At 59.6% G+C, this 21,170-nt stretch carries 19 protein-coding genes and 2 tRNA genes; 12 read left to right on the top strand and 9 right to left on the bottom strand.

The window, feature by feature from the left end; genetic code table 11:
• Window positions 1–12 precede the first annotated feature (12 nt).
• Together ACI6S0_RS21245 and ACI6S0_RS21240 are read right to left on the bottom strand one after the other, a co-directional pair.
• Window positions 13–411: an acyl-CoA thioesterase gene (locus tag ACI6S0_RS21245; RefSeq protein ID WP_004209723.1), complete on the bottom strand. Its 399-nt coding sequence runs from the start codon at window positions 409–411 to the stop codon at window positions 13–15.
• Entirely contained in the window at window positions 411–2,483 is a 2,073-nt protein-coding gene (locus ACI6S0_RS21240; RefSeq protein ID WP_434404239.1) for a S9 family peptidase, read from the bottom strand. Before ACI6S0_RS21240 ends, ACI6S0_RS21245 begins: the two co-directional genes overlap by 1 nt.
• A 110-nt stretch (window positions 2,484–2,593) precedes the next feature.
• Between ACI6S0_RS21240 and ACI6S0_RS21235 the strand changes: the two genes are divergently transcribed.
• Window positions 2,594–4,375 carry an aminopeptidase P family protein gene (locus ACI6S0_RS21235; RefSeq protein ID WP_434404238.1) on the top strand — a complete coding sequence of 594 codons (1,782 nt, stop codon included), beginning with the start codon at window positions 2,594–2,596 and terminating at the stop codon, window positions 4,373–4,375.
• A 6-nt stretch (window positions 4,376–4,381) separates the two neighbouring features.
• On the opposite strand, the gene ACI6S0_RS21230 is transcribed toward ACI6S0_RS21235, so the two are convergent.
• Window positions 4,382–4,522 (bottom strand): hypothetical protein, encoded by a 141-nt coding sequence (locus ACI6S0_RS21230; protein ID WP_367348426.1) that lies wholly within the window; start codon window positions 4,520–4,522, stop codon window positions 4,382–4,384.
• A gap of 115 nt (window positions 4,523–4,637) precedes the next feature.
• On the opposite strand from ACI6S0_RS21230, the gene ACI6S0_RS21225 reads away from it, so the two are divergent.
• A tRNA-Thr gene (locus ACI6S0_RS21225) sits at window positions 4,638–4,712 on the top strand.
• A 23-nt stretch (window positions 4,713–4,735) separates the two neighbouring features.
• On the opposite strand, the gene ACI6S0_RS21220 is transcribed toward ACI6S0_RS21225, so the two are convergent.
• Window positions 4,736–4,960, bottom strand: coding sequence for a DUF1294 domain-containing protein (locus tag ACI6S0_RS21220; protein WP_434404237.1), 225 nt, complete (start codon window positions 4,958–4,960; stop codon window positions 4,736–4,738).
• A gap of 55 nt (window positions 4,961–5,015) precedes the next feature.
• On the bottom strand, window positions 5,016–7,034 hold the full coding sequence (locus ACI6S0_RS21215) for a TonB-dependent receptor plug domain-containing protein (protein WP_434404236.1): 2,019 nt from the start codon (window positions 7,032–7,034) through the stop codon (window positions 5,016–5,018).
• A gap of 351 nt (window positions 7,035–7,385) precedes the next feature.
• Between ACI6S0_RS21215 and ACI6S0_RS21210 the strand changes: the two genes are divergently transcribed.
• The 5 genes from ACI6S0_RS21210 (at window position 7,386) to ACI6S0_RS21190 (ending at window position 14,251) form a co-directional block, all read left to right on the top strand.
• Window positions 7,386–7,460: transfer RNA gene (locus ACI6S0_RS21210), tRNA-Gly, on the top strand.
• Window positions 7,461–7,839: 379 nt separating this feature from the next.
• Window positions 7,840–8,442: an RNA polymerase sigma factor gene (locus ACI6S0_RS21205; RefSeq protein ID WP_234415660.1), complete on the top strand. Its 603-nt coding sequence runs from the start codon at window positions 7,840–7,842 to the stop codon at window positions 8,440–8,442.
• A complete protein-coding gene (locus tag ACI6S0_RS21200) occupies window positions 8,439–9,437 on the top strand; it encodes a FecR family protein (protein WP_434404235.1) in 999 nt (332 codons plus the stop codon). The genes ACI6S0_RS21205 and ACI6S0_RS21200 overlap by 4 nt, the downstream gene beginning before the upstream one ends.
• 96 nt (window positions 9,438–9,533) lie before the next feature.
• On the top strand, window positions 9,534–12,080 hold the full coding sequence (locus tag ACI6S0_RS21195) for a TonB-dependent receptor domain-containing protein (RefSeq protein WP_375284733.1): 2,547 nt from the start codon (window positions 9,534–9,536) through the stop codon (window positions 12,078–12,080).
• Window positions 12,080–14,251, top strand: a complete 2,172-nt coding sequence (locus ACI6S0_RS21190; RefSeq protein WP_434405980.1) for a prolyl oligopeptidase family serine peptidase — start codon at window positions 12,080–12,082, stop codon at window positions 14,249–14,251. Before ACI6S0_RS21195 ends, ACI6S0_RS21190 begins: the two co-directional genes overlap by 1 nt.
• 8 nt (window positions 14,252–14,259) lie before the next feature.
• On the opposite strand, the gene ACI6S0_RS21185 is transcribed toward ACI6S0_RS21190, so the two are convergent.
• The 3 genes from ACI6S0_RS21185 to ACI6S0_RS21175 form a co-directional block, all read right to left on the bottom strand.
• Entirely contained in the window at window positions 14,260–15,912 is a 1,653-nt protein-coding gene (locus ACI6S0_RS21185; protein WP_234893093.1) for an asparagine synthase-related protein, read from the bottom strand.
• Between the two features lie 68 nt (window positions 15,913–15,980).
• On the bottom strand, window positions 15,981–16,619 hold the full coding sequence (locus tag ACI6S0_RS21180) for a lasso peptide biosynthesis B2 protein (RefSeq protein WP_278376763.1): 639 nt from the start codon (window positions 16,617–16,619) through the stop codon (window positions 15,981–15,983).
• 65 nt (window positions 16,620–16,684) lie between these two features.
• A complete protein-coding gene (locus ACI6S0_RS21175) occupies window positions 16,685–16,822 on the bottom strand; it encodes a benenodin family lasso peptide (RefSeq protein WP_004209709.1) in 138 nt (45 codons plus the stop codon).
• An 846-nt stretch (window positions 16,823–17,668) separates the two neighbouring features.
• On the opposite strand from ACI6S0_RS21175, the gene ACI6S0_RS21170 reads away from it, so the two are divergent.
• From ACI6S0_RS21170 to ACI6S0_RS21150, 5 genes are all read left to right on the top strand, one after another.
• A complete protein-coding gene (locus ACI6S0_RS21170) occupies window positions 17,669–17,875 on the top strand; it encodes a cold-shock protein (RefSeq protein WP_004209708.1) in 207 nt (68 codons plus the stop codon).
• A gap of 441 nt (window positions 17,876–18,316) precedes the next feature.
• The gene (locus ACI6S0_RS21165) at window positions 18,317–18,523 is read left to right on the top strand and encodes a hypothetical protein (protein WP_004209707.1); all 207 of its coding nucleotides are present in this window, start codon (window positions 18,317–18,319) and stop codon (window positions 18,521–18,523) included.
• Window positions 18,507–18,740: a hypothetical protein gene (locus ACI6S0_RS21160; protein WP_072893435.1), complete on the top strand. Its 234-nt coding sequence runs from the start codon at window positions 18,507–18,509 to the stop codon at window positions 18,738–18,740. The genes ACI6S0_RS21165 and ACI6S0_RS21160 overlap by 17 nt, the downstream gene beginning before the upstream one ends.
• A 711-nt stretch (window positions 18,741–19,451) precedes the next feature.
• Window positions 19,452–19,661: a hypothetical protein gene (locus ACI6S0_RS21155; protein ID WP_072893433.1), complete on the top strand. Its 210-nt coding sequence runs from the start codon at window positions 19,452–19,454 to the stop codon at window positions 19,659–19,661.
• 241 nt (window positions 19,662–19,902) lie between these two features.
• Window positions 19,903–20,079 (top strand): hypothetical protein, encoded by a 177-nt coding sequence (locus ACI6S0_RS21150; RefSeq protein ID WP_206364610.1) that lies wholly within the window; start codon window positions 19,903–19,905, stop codon window positions 20,077–20,079.
• Window positions 20,080–20,231: 152 nt separating this feature from the next.
• On the opposite strand, the gene ACI6S0_RS21145 is transcribed toward ACI6S0_RS21150, so the two are convergent.
• The gene (locus tag ACI6S0_RS21145) at window positions 20,232–21,029 is read right to left on the bottom strand and encodes a hypothetical protein (RefSeq protein ID WP_004209706.1); all 798 of its coding nucleotides are present in this window, start codon (window positions 21,027–21,029) and stop codon (window positions 20,232–20,234) included.
• Window positions 21,030–21,170 lie beyond the last annotated feature (141 nt).

Raw genomic sequence — 21,170 nt, 5'->3', positions numbered from 1 at the left:
AGCTGGGCCGGCTCAGCCCTCGATGAAGTTGGCGGCGACTTCCGCCGGCACCCGCATCAGCCGGCCACTTTCCTTGTCGATCATCGCCCAGGTGGATTTGGCCGACACCTTCACCTTGCCGTCCGGCCCGGTGAACTCGATCAGCCGGTCGAACCGCGCGCCGCGCGGCCCTTCCGGTATCCAGGTGCGGCCCGATACGACATCGCCCTCGGTCACGTTACCGCGATAATCAACCTCATGCCGGGTCACGACCCAGATATAGGCGTCGACATGGGCCGGATCGGCATCGGTCATCCAATGTTCGACCGACAATTGCTCCATCCACTGCACCCACACCGCATTGTTCACATGGCCCAGCACATCGATATGCTCGGGCCTTGCGGTGAACTGCTTGGTGAAGCTCGACGCCATCAGCCTTCCACTCCCAGCTGCCACAGGATGAACGCAAATTCCTCGGCGGTCTCGTGCAGGCTCTCGAACCGGCCCGACTTGCCGCCATGGCCCGCGCCCATATTGGTCTTGAGCAGCAGGATATTGCTGTCCGTCTTGGTCGCGCGCAGCTTCGCCACCCACTTCGCCGGTTCCCAATAGGTGACGCGCGGGTCGTTCAGCCCGGCCGTCACCATCAGCGGCGGATAGTCCTGCGCACTGACATGGGTGTAGGGATCATAGCTCTGGATCGTGCGGAATGCGGCCTCATCCTCGATCGGATTGCCCCATTCGGGCCATTCGCCCGGCGTCAGCGGCAGCGTTTCGTCCAGCATGGTGTTGAGCACATCGACGAACGGCACATGTGCCACCACCGCGCCCCACAGGTCGGGATCGGAGTTGATGACTGCGCCCATCAGCTCGCCGCCGGCCGATCCGCCCGAAATGCTGATCCTGCCCTTGGCCGAATAGCCAAGATCGATCAGCCCCTTCGCGACATCGACGAAATCGGTGAAGGTGTTGGTGCGCTTGTCGAGCTTGCCGTCCAGATACCATTGCTGGCCCATGTCGTCGCCGCCGCGAATATGGGCGATGGCAAAGGCAAAGCCGCGATCCAGCAGCGACAGGCGGCTGGTCGAAAAGCCCGGCTCCATCGCCAGACCATAGGCGCCATAGCCATAAAGGTGCAGCGGCGCGCTGCCATCGCGGGGGAAATCCGCGGGATAGACGATCGACACCGGAATCTGCGTGCCGTCGCGCGCCGGGATCATCAGCCGCTCGGTGGCATAGCGGCTGGCGTCATAGCCCGAGGGAATTTCCTGGACCTTCAACACCTCCAGCTCACCCGTTGCCAGATGATAATCATAGATGGTGTCGGGCGTGACCATCGATTCATAGCCGATGCGCAGCTTCGTCACCTCATATTCGGGATTGTCGTCGAGACTCGCCGAATAGCTGGCTTCCGGGAATGGAATGCGCTTTGCCGCATGGGTCGCATAATCGCGCAGCTCGATCTGGTCGAGCCCATCCTGCCGCCCTTCGGTGACGTAGAAGGTCTTGAACAGGGTGAAATCGGTCAGGTAGAAATGCGCGTCGGCGCCGATCACCTCATCCCACTGGTCGGGCGCGTCGAGCGATGCCTTCACCAGCCGGAAATTGGGATGGGTGTCGTTGGTCTTGATATAGAGCGTGCCCTCATGCTCATCGACATCATATTCGCGGCCGGCCTGGCGCGCGGCGACGAGCAGCGGCGTCGCGGTCGGATTGTCGGCGGGCACCAGCCAGGCTTCGCTGGTCACATGGTCGCCGGTCGCGATGACGATCCATTTTTCCGAGGAAGTGAGGCCGATCGAGACGCGGAAACCCTCGTCATCCTCATGGAACAGCTCGACGTCGCTCGCCACATCCTGGCCCAGCCAGTGCAGCCGCGCATTGTCGGTCCGCCAATTTTCATTGGCCAAGCCATAGAGCAGCCCCTTTGAATCGCTGGTCCACACCAGCGACGACAATGTGTCGGGAATGACTTCGGGCAGGATTTCACCCGAAAACAGATCCTTGATCCGCGCCTCGAACCGTTCCGATCCGTTGGTGTCGATCGCATAGGCGAGATAGCGGCCGTCGGGGCTGACCGACATGGCGCCCAGACGAAAATAGTCATGGCCCTGCGCCAGCGCCGGCTCGTCCAGGATCAGTTGGTCGTCACCGCCGGCTGCGGGCTTGCGATACCATTTGCGATATTGCGCCCCGGTCTCGAACGCGCGCCAGTAGATATAGTCGCCATCCTTCTGCGGGACCGACTGGTCATCTTCCTTGATGCGCCCCTTCATCTCGTGAAACAGCGTGTCGAGCAGCGGCTTGTGCGGCGCCATCGCGCCTTCGAACCAGGCGTTCTCGGCCTCCAGATAGGCCAGCACATCCTTGTCCTTGACGTCGGGATAGCCTGGGTCGCGCAGCCATGCGTAAGGATCGTCCACCGTGATGCCATGATGCGCGAAACTGTGCGGGCGGCGTTCGGCGATCGGCGGGGACAGGGGCGGCTGCATTTGATCGGTCATTAACTATCCATGGTCCAGACGGGGGCTGCGCTGGAATAAGCGCGCCGGCCCCTCTATGTTGTCGGCATTATGGCCAACGCAAGAGGCCGGAATGATCCAAGGGAAGTTCGATGTCCAGTTATGAAGATCGCCTGAAGGCCCTGCGCGCCCAGCTGGTACGCCAGAAGCTCGATGGTTTCGTGGTCCCCCTGACCGACGAGCATATGAGCGAATATGTCGGCGCCTATGCCCAGCGGCTCGCCTGGCTGACCGGTTTCCAGGGTTCGGCCGGCAGCGCCGTGGTCCTGCCGGAGGAGGCCGCGATCTTCGTCGACGGCCGCTACACGCTGCAGGTGCGTGAACAGGTGGACGGCGCCTATTGGCAATATGAAAGCGTGCCGCAGACCTCGATCGCCGCCTGGTTGAAGGACCATGCGATCGAGGGCGCGCGCATCGGCTATGATTCCTGGCTGCACACCCGCGCCTGGGTGAAGCAGGCCACACAGGCCCTGGCGGACAAGGGTGCCGAGCTGGTTGCGGTCGACACCAATCCGGTCGATGCCGTCTGGCCCGATCGTCCGGCGCCCAGCGACGCCAAGCTGGTGGTCCATGAGGATCGCTATGCCGGCAAGAATGCGGCCGAGAAGCGCGCCGACATCGCCGACTGGCTGGTGTCGAAGAAGGCCGATGCCGCCGTCCTCTCCGCGCTCGATTCGATCGCCTGGGCCTTCAACATCCGCGGCAAGGATGTCGAGCGCACCCCGGTCGCGCTGGCCTATGCCATCGTCCATGCCGATGCGACCGCCGACCTCTATGTCGCGCCGGAGAAGATGGACGAGGCGGTTGCCAAGCATCTGGGCAATGCGGTGCGCATCCATGACCGCGCCGCCTTTGCCGATGCGCTCGCCGACCTCAAGGGCAAGACCGTCGTCGCCGACCCCGAGCGCGCCGTCGCCGCCATCTTCGAGGCGCTCGACGCCGGCGGTGCGCAGGTGCTGAGCCTGCGCGACCCCGCCGTGCTGCCCAAGGCGATCAAGAATGATACCGAGATTGCCGGCCACAAGGCGGCGCAGGCGCGCGATGGTGCGGCCCTGAGCTGCTTCCTCCACTGGATCGCGGTGGAAGCGCCCAAGGGCGGCCTGACCGAACTCTCCGCCTCGGACCGGCTGGAAGCGTTCCGCAAGGATACCGGCCTGCTGGAGGATCTGTCCTTCGACACGATCAGCGGCGCCGGCCCCAATGGCGCGGTCGTCCATTATCGCGTCGAGGAAAAGACCAACCGGCCGATCGAGACCGGCAGCTTCTATCTGGTCGATTCGGGCGGCCAGTATCGTGACGGCACCACCGACGTCACCCGCACCATCGCCATCGGCAGCCCTAGCGAAGAGATGAAGCAGCGCTTCACCCTGGTGCTGAAGGGTCACATCGCGCTGGCCCGCGCGGTCTTCCCGGTCGGCACGCGCGGCGGCCAGCTCGACGTGCTGGCACGCCAATATCTCTGGGCACAGGGACTGGATTATGCCCATGGCACCGGCCATGGCGTCGGCAGCTTCCTGTCGGTGCATGAAGGGCCGCAGCGGATCGCGACCTTCGGCGGCGGCGACGAGCCGCTGGTGGCGGGCATGATCCTCTCGAACGAGCCGGGCTATTACAAGACCGGCGAATATGGCATCCGGATCGAGAATCTGGTGCTGGTCGAGGAACGGGCGATCGCCGGCGGCGAAAAGCCGATGCTGGGTTTCGAGACTCTGACCTTCGCGCCGATCGACCGCAACGCCATCGCCACCGACCTGCTGGACGCGGGCGAGCGCGCCTGGGTCGACGCCTATCATGCGCAGGTGCTGGCCGTGGTCGGCCCGCAGCTCGACGGCGAAGCGCTGGCCTGGCTCCAGGCGGCCTGCGCGGCCCTGTAACGCGAATCAGTCTTTCGACGGTTCCGGCGCGGGGGCGGGCTCAGCCCCTTCCCGCGCCACATCGCGGCTCTGGGCCTTGCGCCGCCGCAGATTGTCGCGCAGCGCCTGCGCCAGCCTTGCTTTCTTTTCGTCCTGGGTCTCGCTCATGACGAAGCGCATAAGCAAAATGCATTATCTGCCGCAACCCGCCTTGACAGGAGGCAATGGGGCGGCCATAGGCGCGACCTCCGAAGCGCACGGCGCGACGGAGACGAAATAGAGTGCTGCCGTAGCTCAGTGGTAGAGCGCATCCTTGGTAAGGCTGAGGTCGCGAGTTCAATCCTCGCCGGCAGCACCATTTCTCCCCCGACAGATGAAAAATCAGATCATCGCCCATCCGGCGAGGACCAGCGCCTGCGCCGCCGCGATCAGCCATAGCCACCGGACGAAAGGCTGTTTGCGCGTCTTGTGACGAAAGAGGTGGCGCGCGGCAAATGCACCCGGCGTCCCCCCTGCGAGCGCCCAGAGCAGCAAGGTCCGCTCGCGGATTCGCGCCATTCCCCGCACAGCCCGACGCTTGTCGAACCCGAACAGCGTGAAGGCCATCAGGTTCGCCAGCAGCAACCAGGCGAGGGCAAGAAACTGTGTGACGGAAATCGGCTCAACCGCGCACGGTGACGCCGATCCAGAGCGTCCTGGGCGTGCCCAGGTCGATGGATCCACCAGCATTGCGGGTGACGATATCCTCGTCGAACAGGTTCTCGCCGCGCGCGACCAGGCTGATGCCATGGCCGATCGGCAGTCGGGCGAGGACGTCGAGCGTCAGCGCATCGGGCAGCACATCGCTCTGCAGATCATCCTCATATTGCTTGGCCGTGTAGCGCAGCGTCGCCGACAGTTCCGGCCCGGCCTTGGGTGCCCAGGCCAAGGTCGCGCTGGCCGAGTGGCGCGGCACCTGCGCCGGCGCGAAGCCGTCGAATGCCATGCCCGGCGCATCGACCTTGCTGTGGCTATAGGCATAGGAGGCAAGGAGCGAGAAGTTGGCCGGCAGTTGCGCGCTGGCGGTCAATTCCACGCCCTTCGCCACGATCGCGTTCACATTCTGGCGCTGGCGGGCGTTGGTGGCGATGGTGACGTTCGCGATCGCATCGTCGAGCCGGTTGTAGAAGAGCGTTGCGGACAGCTGCACGCCCGATGCCGGGGTCAGATCGATGCCGCCCTCCACGCCCTTCAGCTTTTCCGGCTTCAGGGCTTCATTGGCCTGGGTGGTGATCGGGAAGACGACGAAGGGGCGATACAGCTCGTTGAGCGTGGGCAGGCGGAAGCCGCTATAGGCCGCGCCGCGCAGCGCCACCGCATCGCTGATATGGAAGAGCGCGCCGGCCCGGCCGGAAAATTCCCAGTCGGAGCGATTGGCATAGCTGCTGTCCTGCGTCACCACGCCCGCCGCACTGACCGCCTTGTAGAAGCCGTTGCGGATCGACCAGCGATCGGCCCGGATACCCCCGGTCAGGACAAGATTTCCGATCGTCCAGTCATCCTCGGCAAAGATGCCGCTGGTGATCTGGTCGCCACCGGCATGACGACGCGATGTCAGCGGGTTGCTGGCAAGGCCCGCATTATAGGCATCCTCATACATGTCGCCGGTGGCAAAGCGTGTATCCATACCGATGCGCAGCACATGATCCTCGCCCATCGGCGGGCGCAGCTCGATCTTGCCGCCGATCCCGGTCGAGGGGGTGTTGCGCTGGTCGAGCGACTTGCGGAAGCTGGTGGAGGAGATGACGATATTGGAGAAATTGCGCGCCTGGAGATAGGCAAGTGCATCGACCTGCCAGCGGCCGCGGCTGATATAGCGGATGCTGGCATCCTGGCCCTGGCTCATGCTGTCGGCCCCGGCAAAGCGCAGCGTGCGGTTATCCTGGAACAGGGTGCCGCGAAACTGGATTTCCGAGGTCGCGTCGATCGGCGCGACCGCGCGCAAATTGGTCGACCAGCTATCATAGGCGGCGGGCACGGTGGCGGCGACGCGCTGGTCACGGGGCGTGGTCTGGAAGCCGTCACCCCGATCCCAGCGACCCGAGAGCGAGACATAGCCCTGGCCCAGATCCGGCGCGATGCTGGCGGACAGCTCGGTCGCGTCCCTGCTGCCATAGAAGGCGCTGGCGCCGAAGTGCGGCATCTGGTCGCGGGTGGCGCTGGCCAGTTCGATCGTGCCGGCGACCGCGCCCGCGCCGAAGGCGCCGCTGCCCCCGCCACGCGTCACCCGGACCAGCGCCAGCCGGTCGGGCACCAAAGCCGAGAAGGGGATATAGCCGAAGAAGGGATCGGCGACCGGCACGCCATCGAGCAGCACCAGCGTCCGGCTCGACGCATTGCCGCCCAGCGCGCGCAGCGTGGCACCCTGGTTCGAGGGATTGGACGCCCTGCTGTCGGAGCGGCGGAATTGCTGGAAGCCCGCGACATCGGCCAGCACGCTCTCGATCCGACCCGATGCCGCATCCTCCAGCCGGTCCCGGTCGATCACCACCGAACCATAGGCCGGTGTGCCGGGCGGCAGGCTGAGGCCCGTGCCCGTCACCACGATTGACGCGGCCTCATCCGCCGTCACATCGGGCGCCTGGGCAACGGCGACGCCGGGCAGCGCGCACAGCATCAACGGCAGCGGCAGGATTTTCATGAAGCGCGTCCCCTTGGTCCGATTTTGCATCGGGGACTAGGAAGTCGCGCCCGCCACTGTCAAGCTGCGACCACCGGCATGCCCGGCCATGACCAATATCGCGCAGATACATGCACGCCATGGTCAAAGGCGGCTTGATTCGACGATTCGCCATGGGCCGATCCACAGCCGCGTTCGCTCCGGCGCCACCCGCCAATTTAATCGCACCGCCAAAACCTCCGGAAAACGGGGGATTTTTTCCTTTTTCAAAAAGTTTTTCATTTTTCTGCAATTCAGCCCTTGCCGACTTTGGAAACCACTGCTAGTTCGCCGCCACCCGCCGAGAGGGACACACTCTCCCGGCCGCCAAGAGCGGGCGTAGCTCAGGGGTAGAGCACAACCTTGCCAAGGTTGGGGTCGAGGGTTCGAATCCCTTCGCCCGCTCCAGAATTCTTCAATAAAATCAAAGAATTCTGGCCCGCCGGGGCCGATCGAAACCGCTTATTTTTCCTTCGAAAATCGCAAAGTAAGCGCATGGTAAGCATGTTTGGGGCTAGGTTCCGCTGTGCTTTTTCCATCACAGTTTACCAGCCTCTGATCGCACCGGCTGCCTTGCGCAATCGATTACATGCCGCCATCATCGTGACGTGAGGAAATCCGAAGAGTGCCTCGCAAGCATACCTGCCAAGCATAATTTACGTCGGTCCACGAAGGACGGGCGGCCGCCTAGAGATGACAGTGGCATGTCGAACCGCGGCATAGCGCAGGGGAAAGCAAACAGTCGGGCGGCTGCCCGATGGCAGTTGCTGTCGCCTGGATTTGACTTGTGCCCTCTCAATTCCCTTTCCCGTGCCATCGTCCGCCTAGGTCCGTATCCTCTGGATGCCACAATAGTCCCGCCGATGGGACGCCGGCATCCGACGCCGTTTCTCCGCCGGCCGAAAGCCTTGCGCAAACTTTCCAGACCGAGCGAGCCGGGCTTCTGCGTTATCTGGGCAAACGCGCCGGATGGGATGCAGCACCTGATCTTGTCCAAGAAGTCTTCGTGCGCGCCGCAAGCAGCGAGCAGGCGGGACGACTCATAAATCCTGCCGCGTTCGTCAGACGAATCGCCCGCAATTTGCTGATCGATCGAGCCCGAAAGATAGGACGCGATAATGTCGTCATCTTTCCGCTCGACGAGCAGCGAGATGTCGTCGCGCAACCAGAGCAATGCCTCAATTTGGAGGCGTCCGATCTACTACGCCTCTACGAGAATGCCGTCGATACGCTTCCCGAAAAGACCCGCCGTGTATTCCTGATGCACCGGGTGGATGAAATGAGCTATCGCCAAATCCATGAGCGATTGGAAATCAGCGTCGCGACGGTGGAATATCACATGGTGAAGGCGCTCGCGCATATCAGCCGCCACGTGGACGCGGCGCGATGAGCGACCTGGATGGCGACGATGGCGTCGACCGCGATGCCATCGAAGAACAAGCTATCGCCTGGTTCCTGAATCTGCGCGCTCGTGAACCGGGGGCGGATACCTCGGATCTCGACGCATGGCTGGATCAGTCTGCCGATCATCGACGGGCCTATGAGCGGGCTCGATATCATTTTGAGGCTTCAGAGATACTGAAGTCATCTGTCCGCCATGGCAAAAAGAAGCCGTTACATTCCCGCACATTTTTCCTCGGCCTGGGAATTGCAGCAGCACTTGCGCTGGCAATAGCTCTAGGCGCGACCTTCACGTCGAACCAGCATCTGCGGACCGCTATCAACGAGGAAGCTGCGCCGGCGCGCATGCGTGCGCCGCGGCATCAGATCCGCACCGTGGCGCTCGCCGACGGTTCCGATCTCACGCTCGACGCCGCCAGCCAGATCGAAGTTGCAATGACGACCAGAGAACGTCGAATCCGGCTCCTCGAAGGGAAGGCTCGTATAGCCGTGAGCGCAGACCCTCGCCCCTTCATCGTCGAGGCTGGTTCAGGCGAACTTATGGCCAATGCCGCAAGCTTTGATGTGGATATGGCGGCCGATGGTCAAATCGAGGTTGCCGTGCTGTCGGGTGAGGTCGAATTACGAAGATTGCTGCGCCCCGCGGTGTTGGAGAGGGTAGCCCCAAAGATGCAGGCCGGGCAAAGCTATGGCTATCTTGCAAGCGACTTCACACCAATTGCGGTCGGACAGGACGACACCGATCGGCGTGACTGGCCTAATGGCTGGACCGAATATCATTCCGCGCCCCTGTCGGAGGTGATTGCGGATGCCAATCGATATGCAAGGCAGCCGATCGAGCTCGATGAGCCACCCCTGGGCAATCTGCTGGTTTCGGGACGGTTCCATATTACGGATAGCGACCGCTTTGCCGAGAGGATCGCCTCTCTTTTCGGACTTGCTGCAGTGCACCGCCAAGGCGCCATTCACCTGCGCAAGAGATAAAATATTTTGATCGACGACTAAGGTCGTACCATTTGCAGCGTCAATCCCCCCCAGACGCGCCGATGTGGCGGGTCGGCAAACGCATTGGGGGGAACAATGTCCGTCACGAAGGTTCAAACGATTGCATTGCTCATGGCTGGCGCGGCAGGGGTTATTTCAATCCCAGCAACATGGGCCAAGGACGATCCGGCTATCGTCATCGACTTGCCTGCGCAGACGCTCGACCAATCTCTGCGCGCCGTTGCCTCGAGCGCTGGCTGGGAAATTTACATGTCTGCCAGCGATATCGAGGGCATTGCCGCTGCCCCGCTCAAAGGCAATCTGACCCCGAGTGAAGCTATTGGTCGGCTCCTCAAAACCACCGACCTCGAAGCTAAGATCGTGGATGGAGCCGTGATCATCCGCTCGAAGTCGATCAGCGATGAAAATTCGAGGGACATCATCACCGTCACCGGCAGCCGGATTACCGGGGCGCCGCCGTCGGCCCCCGTTCGCGTCATAACGGCCGAAGACATGCGCCGCGGCGGACAAGCGGACCTCGGTGAGGTCATCCGAAGTTCGCCGGTGAATTTTGGCGGAGGGCAGAATCCCGGTGTCGGCACCAGCCAGGGCAACAGCGACGTCAACGTCAACGGATCTTCGTCCCCCAACCTGCTTGGCTTGGGTCCAAATGCCACTTTGACGCTGTTGAATGGCAACCGCCTCAGCTACACCGGTCTTAATTCTGCCGTCGACATCAGCGCCATTCCCGCAACCGCAGTGGATCGTGTCGAAATCATCACGGACGGCGCTTCGGCGATTTACGGCGCCGATGCCGTAGCCGGCGTCGTCAATGTCATTCTGAAGCGCGACTATGAAGGCGTTAGCGCGCTGGCGAGAGTCGGGGGTTCGACCGATGGCGGCAATTTCCAGCAGCAATATAATCTGACGGGTGGCGCCAAGTGGGCCGGAGGCGGAATTCTCGCCGTTCTGGACCATTCGTCCAACTCCGACATTCCAGCATCGAGCCGTTCCTACGCCAAAAGCATGGCGACGGATTCATCGCTTTACCCCAGGCTCGGGCGCGATAGCGCGCTGATAAGCCTCTTCCAGGACATTGGCAGTCAGCTGAAGGCCAATGTCGACCTGATGTACAAGGACGGAAGGCAAGATGTGATCGCCGGCTTCCTTGAGGGACAGCCGCACACCGTCAGCGGCGCGGCGGTCCGGGCAGACACCCGGTCGTGGCTTGTCGCCCCGTCGCTTACGGCCAGCCTTGGCGCATCCTGGAATCTGCATCTCCTGTCGTCGTTCGGCGCCGACAAATCCCAGACTCATTCGGACATCTTCGCGGGAGGCTCGGTTTATGGGGCAAGTTATCGGCAATATGACAATGATGCTCAGTCGATCGAATTGAACGGCGACGGCCCGCTTTTCAGCCTACCGGCCGGCGAGGTTCGCGTTGCATTGGGCGGCGGCTATCGCCGTACCGGCATCGAACTGACCACCACCACATTGGGCGTCACGAGCAACGCCTTCAAGCAGCACAGTGAAAACGGATTTGGTTTCGCCGAACTGCTGGTCCCGATCCTTTCGCCAGCACAGAATTCCCGGCTGGGGCGTGCGCTTCGGCTGACGGGAGCATTCCGCTACGAGGCGAACTCAGGCACGGATTCCGTCGCGCTTCCGAAATTGGGGATCGTCTATGAGCCATTTGATGGCCTGGCGATAAAGGGTAGTTGGGGCCGCTCATTCCGCCTCCCGACCCTGTATCAGCGATATGGAAGCTACTCCGCCGTCCTATATCAGACCGCCAGATATGCCACGGGCTTTCCAGCCGACTCGACCATGATAATCTTGGGGGGCGCGAACGCCGACCTGAAACCCGAGAAATCGGAAAGCTGGACCTTCTCGGCGGAATTCCGTCCAGTCGAACATCCCGAATTCACCGGCAGCATCAGCTTTTTCCATTTTGATTACACCGATCGTGTTGCAACGCCACTGACGTCTGCGATCGGCGTACTCAACAATCCGATCTATAACAGCCTCGTCACGCTCGACCCGTCCACCTCCTTGCAACAGTCGCTGATCAGCGGTGCAGCGATCGGTCTGCAGAATGGCACGACCGGCACTTATGATCCCAGCCGGGTCGTCGCAATTCTGGATGGCCGCGACCGAAACATGGCACGCGAGATCTACAAAGGCATCAGCCTTTCCATGCGTTACCTGATCGGAGACCCGGATCGCGAGGCGCTCGATCTCAGCTTCGATGGCAATTGGATCGATAGCAGCAGGCAATTGTTCGACGGCCTGCCGACGGTCGATCTTTCCGGCACCATATTCAACCCGCCCAAGCTCAAGGGCCGGGTTGGTGCCAGCTATGTCACACCGCGGCTCACCCTCTCTGCATTCACCAATCTGAGTTCAAGCATCCTCGATAACCGGAGGCTGCCAGCTTACCGCCTGCGCGCGCTCGCGACCCTCGATCTTTCCGCCATCGCCAAGATGGGAGGCGGATTCGAATTGGGCGCCAATATGCAGAATGTCTTCAACGCCAAGCCCCCGTTGATCGTCACAGGCTCTGGTTATGACACGCCCTTCGATACGACCAATTACTCCCCGATTGGACGCTTTCTCTCCATCCAGATTCGCCGGTCGTGGTGATGTTGATGCGCGTGGGAACATGCCTGGCCATCTTGCTGACACTCGCGGCGGCACAGCCGATGGTGGGCCGTGCGGTCGCGGCTCAAGGCCACTTCTGGACCATGGACGACATATTGGCGATCCCTGCAGTGGCCGGCACCGCGCTGGCCGATGACGGACGAACGCTTGCCTACATCCTTCGGGTCGCAAACCGAAAGGAGAACCGCACGGAGTTCGAACTCCATGTGACTAACTTCCAGCCGGATGGAGACAGGATCCTTGCCCGTTCCATCTGGATGGAAAGGCTCCAGGCCGTTCCCGGCAAAATGGCCTGGAGCCTATTGATCGATCAGGGACAAGGCGTTCAGCTCTATCAGTTCGGCAACAACGGCGCCATGCAAGCCCTTGTCGTCAATCCCGAGCCAGTCCTGGTCGGGTCAGCCGATGGTGCACAATTCGGCTATGGCTTCACCGGGCCAGTACGCTTTGGCCTTGCCTATTATGACTGGTCACCCGACGGGCGTCGGCTCTTCTACTCACTGCTGCGCGCGGAGGACGAAAAGGGAGAAATCCGGCATGATGAAGACGTCACGCGGCTGACCATCTATCGGCGACGAGGCCCGAGGGTCACGGCACATTTCTTCCTGAAGGAGGATGGTGGTCCGCCGCTCTGGATCGCTGACGTTTTCGGCCCTGATCGGGTTGGGCGTTATATGGGCGGCATGCCGATCTGGCACGATGATGCGCTCGACTACGCACTTCAGGCAGACAATCTCAATGTGCCCCATATCCAGCGTTACCGCTGGCGGTTCGAGGATCGCAAAAGCCGCCCTCTTGACGAAGGGCCCGCGCTGTTCGCCGATCGCATCGCGGGACCTCATGACGGAACGGTCGCGATCGAGCGCGTCAACCAGCAGCGTCGCTTGAGAGAGCGAACAATCGATGGCCGCTTGATCGACTATGGGGTGCTTGATGCCACATTGTCGGACCCTCGATCCCCTGGACATTGGCGATCTCCAGACGGGAGTGTGGCACTCATAGCAGTCCGCTTCACGAGCGCGGGCCGCTATGGCCTGATCCGCCTAGATACTGCTGGCAGAGTGGCGCGGATCGAGGTTCCTGAAAGCCTGACCCATTGCAGCTTCGCGCCCAGCCTATCCGCAGGCGTCTGCGCGCGCGAGGGTGTGACGCGGGCGCCATCCTTCGTACGGGTCACGGTCGGCACAGGAAGGATAGAGGCGCTTCAACCCCTGTCGCCGCGACATGATGCGATTACGCCGCTTCGCGTGGAAACCCGCATCCTGACAAACGCCTATGGATACCGTGCGCGAAGCCTGATCATTTATCCTCGAGCGTATAAATCCGGGCAGCGCTACCCCGCTGTGCTTGTCACGCATGGTTCCGACGCGGATGAACGGTTCGGGTCGAAGGATATACAATGGGATTATCCGATTCAGCTCTTCGCTGAACGCGGATATATGGTCATACTGGCCAATGAGCCCGACGTCTCGCAAAGCGACGAGCTGGTAAAGGCTTCGGCAGATCGCAACATGTGCGGCGGGGCAACGCCGCCTGCGGAAATACAGCGTCTGGGCTGGCTCAATCAGCTCGAGAGCTTCCGTGTAATATTGCATGCGCTTGATACAGAAGGCCTGATCGATCCCAGGCATGTCGGCATTGCAGGGTACAGCTATGGCTCCCAGATCGCGAATGTTGCCGTCACCCAGGCTGATCTGTTTTCAGCTGCATCCAGCGGCGATGGGGGGTTTCTCGAACCAACCAGCTATCGCACGCACCAATGCGTATACCGGGCTATCTATGGCGGGGCTCCTGGCGATCCTGGTGCCCAGCCAAATTATGCCGCTTTGGCCCCTTCCTATCGAGCGCGCTTCGCTCAGGCGCCCGTGCTGCAGCAAATCGCCGAACCACATGAGTCCGCGATCGATTTCCATCAGGCATTGCGCGCTGCGCAGATCCCCTCGGAAATATCACTTTATCCCGGAGAGAGCTGGGCGTCGAACGAGACGCATTTTTTCCATCTGCCCTCAAATCAGCTGGGCGCCATGGCGGAGAATCTGGAGTGGTTTGATTATTGGCTACGGGATCTTCCACCCTCAACTGGACCGGATGGCGCGCGACGCGCGCGATGGGAGGCCATGCGGCTTGCGCGGCCCAAGTCAGGCGATCGATGATCGCCGAGCTAGCCGGCCCACTGGCGAGCCCAGCTTTCCACCCCGGCAAGACCGAGCAGGCGGCGGGCATCCGCTCGGTCATAGGCCGGTCTGCCTGACGGCGCATCCGGCGGGGGCACAGCGCATATGAGGTCATGCTCAGCGAGGAAGCCGGACTTGAGGAAGGACAATATCTTGCGCTCATTGTCCCAATAATATCGGTCGAGAAAGCCCGCCGGCCCGCCTTTGGTCCGGCGGGCGGTAATGGCAGGCGGCAGATCGGACGAAAAGGCGCGGCGCGCCATGGAGCGATCGATCCCGCCTTCCACCCATTGCCAGCTGGGTATGCCCAGGCAGACCTCCATGACCGACTGGGCCAGTAACGGCGCGATTGTCGGTGGCTGGACGCGCCGGTCATGAAATCCTTCATAGCCTACAGCTCGGGATAATGCGCGAATATGCGCGGCTGCGCCGGGTGCGAGGCCCTCGGGCGGTGTCAGCCAAGGATGGATAGCGATCCTCTCCTTCGCCGCATTCAATCTTTCGATGTTGAGAAAGCCAGAAGTGCCTTGCGCTGCTTTGCGCGGACCACGTGCGAGATGCCGCAAGATATAAAGCAGAATGGTGGCATAGGAAGCGTCGTGCAATCTCGAAACATCCTGGATCGAGGCGATAACAGCCTTGGCGCCCGCTGCGTCCCGATAGCGATCTAGGATCGGCACAATCGAATGGGTCATTCCAAAGACATTATCGCCGCCATGGCCCGTGAAGAACGCCGCAATATTATGTTGTGCTGCAACCATGGCCTGAGCCTTGGCAGTGCTTTGGGCATAATGGGCCATCAGCGGACGCGCAGCATGTGCGACAATGGGCTGCTCAACATCGATGGCATCCAGGTCGTACGGATAGATGTCGAGCGGCATGTCGAGCGCTTGGGCAACAAGCTGCGCATAGTATGTCTCATCACCCTCGCGGTCGGTCCAACGCATATGGAAGCCCCGAGGCGAAGAAGTCGCCCCGGCGAGCCCCGCGCAGACGATCGAAGAATCCAGTCCACCCGACAGGCCCGACGAGATCGAGGCGAACTCACCAGCCCAAGTTTTGATCGCGTCGAGAACGGTGGCGCGCAGATGTTCGATCGAGGCAGGGCCGAGGCGCGCACGACCGGCTATATAGTCCCAAGGTTGCCAGAGAAGGTCCGAGCGCTGGTTTGATGGCCCGATGTGTAGCCGCCCGCCCGGCACAATTTCCCGCACGCCGCAGAGGCATGTCTGTTCGCCAGCGTGGAACGGATGCCACATGTGGACAAGCAGCGCGTCCAGATCGACAGATATTCCATCTGATGCCGCGAAGGGAGATGTGCCCACCTGAGGCGCAATGACGATGCCCCCGTCAATCTCTCTCCAAAAAGCCGGCAGACCACCGGAGGGATCGCGGATTATGACGATGTCGCCGCCAGCAATCTGGAAGATGGCGACATAACTGCCCCAATAATCGCGTATCAGACTTTGCCCATGGGTTATGATGGCCGCATTGGTTTCGGCCGCGTTGAGCTCCTTGACCCGCCGACTGGGTAGCGCCTTCGTAAACAGATGCCCGATTATCGCGCCCTGCGTGCCGATCATCACGACAGGGTCGGACGTCCAAAGGTTGATAGGCACCGCGAGCGGCACCTTTGACATCTGGTCTGTCGCTGCACCTTTGGATCCGGCAGGCGCGCAGCGGACATAAGCCAGATAGCGCGACGCACTCATCTCGCCAGGATAGGTTCGAAAGCGGTGATCCGATCGACTCTGTCGGCCATCAGCCTGTCTTCGCACTGAACCCAACAATGCGCCGCGATCGGCAACTGTACGCCAATCACCAGGGTCGCCTGGTGGCCGAAGCGTCGCAACATCCGCGAAATCGCGATGCTGCGCGCAAGACAGTGATTATCGAGCGGCAGAAACTGCCGCAGGAGGTAGAATGCAGCGGCGACCATGGCTTCGCTGAAGATTGGCAGTTTCAACCGCGGCCTCCCTGCCCCCTCCTCGACGCGATCCAAGATGGTCCGCAGCGCGTCGCGACGGACCTGAATCACAGCAACGGACAATGCAACAAGCGCCACTGGTGCCAAGAGCCAACCATGTCTGAGCTTGATCAGATCCAGATGACTGCATGTCGGAGCTACGGGTGCCGCTGCGCCTTCTGCGTCCATTATGGCCGGATCGAGCAGTCCTGCTCGGACCAGGGCCGCAATGTTCTCAGGGCCTGGCTTTGTTGCGAGGAGGGCGGTCAGATGGTCTCTGGTTGGCCCGCGGACAAGCTGATATCGCTCGCTCGCTATATTGAGAATTACGGGCGTCTGACCGATCAGGCAGGCATGTAAATCTCGTCCTATCTGTCGCATTGCGATTTCCTTCCGCAAATCAAAAGGGCGCGCCGCTTTGGATGAGCGGTGCGCCCTTTCGACCTTCAGTCTTCGTCGGAAATGCCGGAAGCCTTGTACAGCGTGCCGTTGCCATCATCCTGGCCGATCAGCAGAACGCCGCGGGTGAGTTCGACTGCATCTCCCAAATCGACGATATCCTGCGAATGTGCATCACGTTCCATGGTCATTCTCCTTCAAATCAGCGACTCCATGTCGCAATTCGAAAGATTTCACGGAAACAATTCACCATCCATTTTATAATTACATTATAATCTATGAACAATTATCCCGATGCCACTGGGATGTGCTAATAGTGACCGAGCAGTGAGGGCGTGGGTTGGGCACACGCACTGACCCCTTTAGCCTTTCAGCCTGGACATGCGGGCCAGTCGCCCGGTCACCATCCACAATTGACTTTGTGGAAGAAGGAGACTGTTGCGACATATCTTGTTGCACAAGATAAATTGCCCCCACTTTGATACCTATCTGGCCCTTCGCGGCCAGTGATTGCATATTTGTCTGAGGTCTCGATCAAAGCGGCAGACCTGCATTCTCCTCGCAACCCAAGGGGATTATCCCTTCGCTGCCATGCACCCATTCCGACGCTCGTCGACTGCTCTGCCGTGTCGTCAAACGGACATGCGAAATTGCAGCAAATCTTCGATAAAGTCCCATATTCGCCATGCTCAAGAATGAGAGCGGCAACAGATTCAGTGGGGAATGCGGTTTCTTCAGAACCATTTTGGAGACATATCCATAGTGCCTGAAATATAACTAGAAACGTCCGTAGCGATAATTATAATAATCATTATTGCCCGATAGCAGTGAAATTTATATCGGAAATTCCTTATTTCAACCAATATTAAATTGTTCGTTTGACATTTCCCAAATATAATATATTTTCAATAGTGCTTAACGTCGCCTGCGACGAAATTTGCATCCTATTTGGGTGTCGTTTCCTTACTTGCGCTATCAGCTTCACCTGCAATTCCGCGGGTGGATTCTCTGTTTTCGTGAAGGGAACGCCCATGCCTATCGGCACCGTAAAATTCTTTAATTCTGACAAGGGGTACGGCTTCCTCGCCCCCGAGGACGGCGGTCCGGACAGTTTTGTCCATATTTCTGCCGTAGAGCGTGCGGGAATGATAACGCTCCATAAGGATCAGCGTCTGAGCTACGAAGTCGAAGCAGATCGACGGGGCAAGCAGTCGGCCGTGAACCTGGAAGCCGCGTAAATTACGAAGTCGAGTTTCTATTTTACACTGCCAGCGCGGCATTTCGTCGCGCTGGCTTGCCGTCTTGTCTTTGCTCAAACATCGGATAGCGCTTAAGTACCACATAATTGCCCGAAATATGGGCAATTGCCCCCGGCCATGTGACAGCGGCCTAATGCTCCGGCTTTTTTCTTTTGCCTTATGTGCCGGCGAAAGACGTCGTTGAGCGAGACTTTTTCATTACATCACACGCCAAGATGCGTGTTTCAGGAATATCATGAATCTCAGTATCCGTTCGAATATGGCTCATGCCAAATTATCGCCCGCGACTGGCAAAACGCCGCGTTCATTTTACCAAAACGTCCCTTTGGGCACTCTGCCCGTGCGCGAATTGCGCAGGGCTGTCGCTGAAATGATCGATTGACGTCCGTCGCAACGACATCCAACTCGCAGGAGATCGACATGCCCGCCACGATCGACTTCTACCTGGCCCGCGTCGCACAATGTGACAAAGAGGCGCAGGAAACCAATCTGGCGAATGTGAAAGAGCGCTGTCTGCGGTCAAAAGCTGCATGGCAGATCATGTCTGATCGCGCTTTGCTGGTCCAGATCGACCGCAAAAGACAAGCGCTGGACAAGATGCGAAAAAAGGATGAGCATCTTGATTAAGCGGGCTGGAAGACGGTTCGACGGTCCATATCTATCTTCGGATCAGATCGAGCGCCAAGGGCATATTCTTGAACTTGCCATAGCCCGATTGGGCTCTCAGGGCGCCATCGCATTTCTGAACGGCGAAGAGCCCGGCCTCGGCGGCCGACCACTAGATATCGCGGTAAAAAGCTCTTCGGGGCTTGAGGCGGTAAAGCGAATTCTCGAAGAACTCTGATAGATATTGTCAGATTATCATTGATGTTTTTGCGCTCAAGCATCCGCGCATCGTTGCCCGATGGCCAAGGGCTGGGTCACGAACAGCGCAAGGTCGCGCTGATGAATATGCGGAACCCCGACCATAAGCCAACAAGCTTGGGATGCAGTCCAGCACCGTCATCTCCACTGTCAAGGCGATGGGTATGAAGGCAGTTCCATTGGGCCGGCGGCAAAACAGGCGTGGATGGGCAGGGGAAGGCAGCCCGCCAGGCCATCCATGGTCATGAGCGGGCGCTGCATTTGCTGTCAGCGCCAGGTGAGCGAGCGCATTTCTTGGTTGCCAACCAATTATGCCGAATTCTCGAACAGAGTGGAGGAGCAGCATATTGGATGATGGGGACGATCTGAAGATCGGTGAATTATGAAAATCTATAAAACGTCTTATGATGTTAAATAGATATCAAAGTGAATATGGTATAATATGATTATTTTTAAAATAATTAAGAGCGTTCTACATATTTAATCTCAAATATCATGCATTATATTTTATAAAATGTCGTTGCTATGTCGATCCAATAATTCTTAAGGTTTTTCATGTGATTTCTAAATTAAATCATGGACTTTGAGAATATTATTTGATAAACACAATTATTGCGCGAAATTTGCTGCAAGCATTCGCCGTGACAGAGAGACCAACGTGCTCCCGCTTGCCAGCTGAGGGAGCCCATCCGTGGAAGATCTAAATTATTTGCTCAAGCGCGAGCAGGAAGAGTTGCTGCGTGCCCAAAGCGCGCATTGCCGCGCTGCATCCCATGCGCATCAGCGTTTGGCCAACCGTTATGCGCAGCGCATTCGAGAACATGTGCACCCCTATCGATCAGAGCGTCCCGATGGTTCAGCCCCTTTCGCTTTGAATGACCAGCGGGATGGTCGGATATGAGCAGGGCCATAAACATCATGGAGTCAGCCGACTCCGTGCGGCTGGTGTGTCAAAAAAACGGCTTCAGGATTTCGGTTCTCGAGGCGCTTGACTCCGGTGGCGTGCGGATCGTTCTGCTTGACCCACGGGATGCCGATGCGCTTCGCGCTTTGATGAAGGGTAAGCTGATCGAAGGATCTGTCACACGCTCCCGATCGCATGTGGCCCGTCACCATCCGCCGTCAGCACGATGAATATGGCCATGGGTCGGTTCGACTATCTTAACCGCCGGAGATTGGCCGAGTTAAAGCATGCTGAGCTTGCGGAGAATCCTGCGATCAGAGCAAGGCACGAGGATTTGGCTCGTGCCTATGCGAAGATCATTTCCGTGTTGCAACGCGAAGAGGCTTCATCGCCTCTACAGCAGTGGCAATTCTGAACTAACCCGGCCAAGTGCCATCACGACAAATCAAATGTGAGTCTCCGGTTTACTGACCTGAGAACGACGATGCCTGCCAAGCCCGGTCGCGCGCTGTCGCGAATGGAAGCCTGGCAGGCTTGGTCTCATGCTTGCAAGGCTGGTACGGACTGTCAGGCCCCGGCCTTGGCGGCGAACCAGATATTGTGCCAGCGTTCGGCGCTGCCGCTAAAGGCTGGCAGCAAAATCTCATCCAGACAGAATCCGGCCTGCTCCAGCCTTTCGGCAAATGCGTCATCGCTGTAGGCTGACCATATCGACAGTAGGCCGCCCGGTTTCAGTGCCGCATAGGCCATTTCCAAGCCGTCGGTCGAATAAAGCCTGTCGTTGCTTTTTCTGATGAAACCGTCTGGACCATTATCGACGTCGAGCAGAATGGCATCGAAGCGATCCTTCTCATGGGTAATGACATCAAACACGTCGGCCAATTGAATTCTGACTCGCGGATCTGTCAGATTGGTACCGAACAAGTGCATCAGAGGTCCGTTAGCCCAGCTTATGATTTTGGGCACGAGCTCGGCAACCGTGATGGTCGCGCTTTGTGACCAGGCGTCGAGCGCAGCCGCGAGCGTGAAGCCCATGCCGAGGCCGCCAATCAAAATATTGCCATCGCGCTGAGCAAGACGCTCTTGGGTCAGCCTTGCGAGAGCCTTTTCGGATTCATGATCCCGGCTGCCCATCAACTCATCATCGCCGAACTGGATCGAGAACTCTGTCCCACACTGGAGGAGGTGAAGCTGGCCACCGCCCGGAATATCGGCAATATCGACCGTAATTATCGGGAGGCTTTTGTCCGATCCTGCCCCGTTTTCCTGTACTCCTTTCCTTTCTGGGGATGCGCCTCTGCCATTCCAGGCGTCATTGGAGGCAGGGGGCGACGACCGCGCAATGCGCGTTCCGCTATAGTTCATGGAATTCCTGTCGCGTTCTGGATCAAGCGCGCCGTAAACCGAAGTGGCGTCGATTACGCGGTGACACCGAACCATGCCTGCCTTTTGGAGGCATGGCAAGGAAGGCTATACCGCACGGTGTAGCCTTGGAGACTGCGATTT

This window comes from Sphingobium sp. DN12, from assembly GCF_051058005.1.
Taxonomy (GTDB): Bacteria; Pseudomonadota; Alphaproteobacteria; order Sphingomonadales; family Sphingomonadaceae; genus Sphingobium; species Sphingobium yanoikuyae.
This window is presented reverse-complemented; position numbering and strand designations above follow the sequence as displayed.

What these genes read in the sequence shown, in the direction of transcription:
- ACI6S0_RS21215 (WP_434404236.1), bottom strand. Translation starts at nt 7,034, where the DNA reads ATGAAAATCCTGCCGCTGCCGTTGATGCTGTGCGCGCTGCCCGGCGTC.
- ACI6S0_RS21180 (WP_278376763.1), bottom strand. Translation starts at nt 16,619, where the DNA reads ATGCGACAGATAGGACGAGATTTACATGCCTGCCTGATCGGTCAGACG.
- ACI6S0_RS21235 (WP_434404238.1), top strand. Translation starts at nt 2,594, where the DNA reads ATGTCCAGTTATGAAGATCGCCTGAAGGCCCTGCGCGCCCAGCTGGTA.
- ACI6S0_RS21150 (WP_206364610.1), top strand. Translation starts at nt 19,903, where the DNA reads ATGGGTCGGTTCGACTATCTTAACCGCCGGAGATTGGCCGAGTTAAAG.
- ACI6S0_RS21185 (WP_234893093.1), bottom strand. Translation starts at nt 15,912, where the DNA reads ATGTCAAAGGTGCCGCTCGCGGTGCCTATCAACCTTTGGACGTCCGAC.
- ACI6S0_RS21220 (WP_434404237.1), bottom strand. Translation starts at nt 4,960, where the DNA reads ATGGCCTTCACGCTGTTCGGGTTCGACAAGCGTCGGGCTGTGCGGGGA.
- ACI6S0_RS21145 (WP_004209706.1), bottom strand. Translation starts at nt 21,029, where the DNA reads ATGAACTATAGCGGAACGCGCATTGCGCGGTCGTCGCCCCCTGCCTCC.
- ACI6S0_RS21245 (WP_004209723.1), bottom strand. Translation starts at nt 411, where the DNA reads ATGGCGTCGAGCTTCACCAAGCAGTTCACCGCAAGGCCCGAGCATATC.
- ACI6S0_RS21195 (WP_375284733.1), top strand. Translation starts at nt 9,534, where the DNA reads ATGTCCGTCACGAAGGTTCAAACGATTGCATTGCTCATGGCTGGCGCG.
- ACI6S0_RS21240 (WP_434404239.1), bottom strand. Translation starts at nt 2,483, where the DNA reads ATGACCGATCAAATGCAGCCGCCCCTGTCCCCGCCGATCGCCGAACGC.
- ACI6S0_RS21160 (WP_072893435.1), top strand. Translation starts at nt 18,507, where the DNA reads ATGAGCATCTTGATTAAGCGGGCTGGAAGACGGTTCGACGGTCCATAT.
- ACI6S0_RS21200 (WP_434404235.1), top strand. Translation starts at nt 8,439, where the DNA reads ATGAGCGACCTGGATGGCGACGATGGCGTCGACCGCGATGCCATCGAA.
- ACI6S0_RS21175 (WP_004209709.1), bottom strand. Translation starts at nt 16,822, where the DNA reads ATGGAACGTGATGCACATTCGCAGGATATCGTCGATTTGGGAGATGCA.
- ACI6S0_RS21230 (WP_367348426.1), bottom strand. Translation starts at nt 4,522, where the DNA reads ATGAGCGAGACCCAGGACGAAAAGAAAGCAAGGCTGGCGCAGGCGCTG.
- ACI6S0_RS21190 (WP_434405980.1), top strand. Translation starts at nt 12,080, where the DNA reads ATGTTGATGCGCGTGGGAACATGCCTGGCCATCTTGCTGACACTCGCG.
- ACI6S0_RS21165 (WP_004209707.1), top strand. Translation starts at nt 18,317, where the DNA reads ATGCCCGCCACGATCGACTTCTACCTGGCCCGCGTCGCACAATGTGAC.
- ACI6S0_RS21170 (WP_004209708.1), top strand. Translation starts at nt 17,669, where the DNA reads ATGCCTATCGGCACCGTAAAATTCTTTAATTCTGACAAGGGGTACGGC.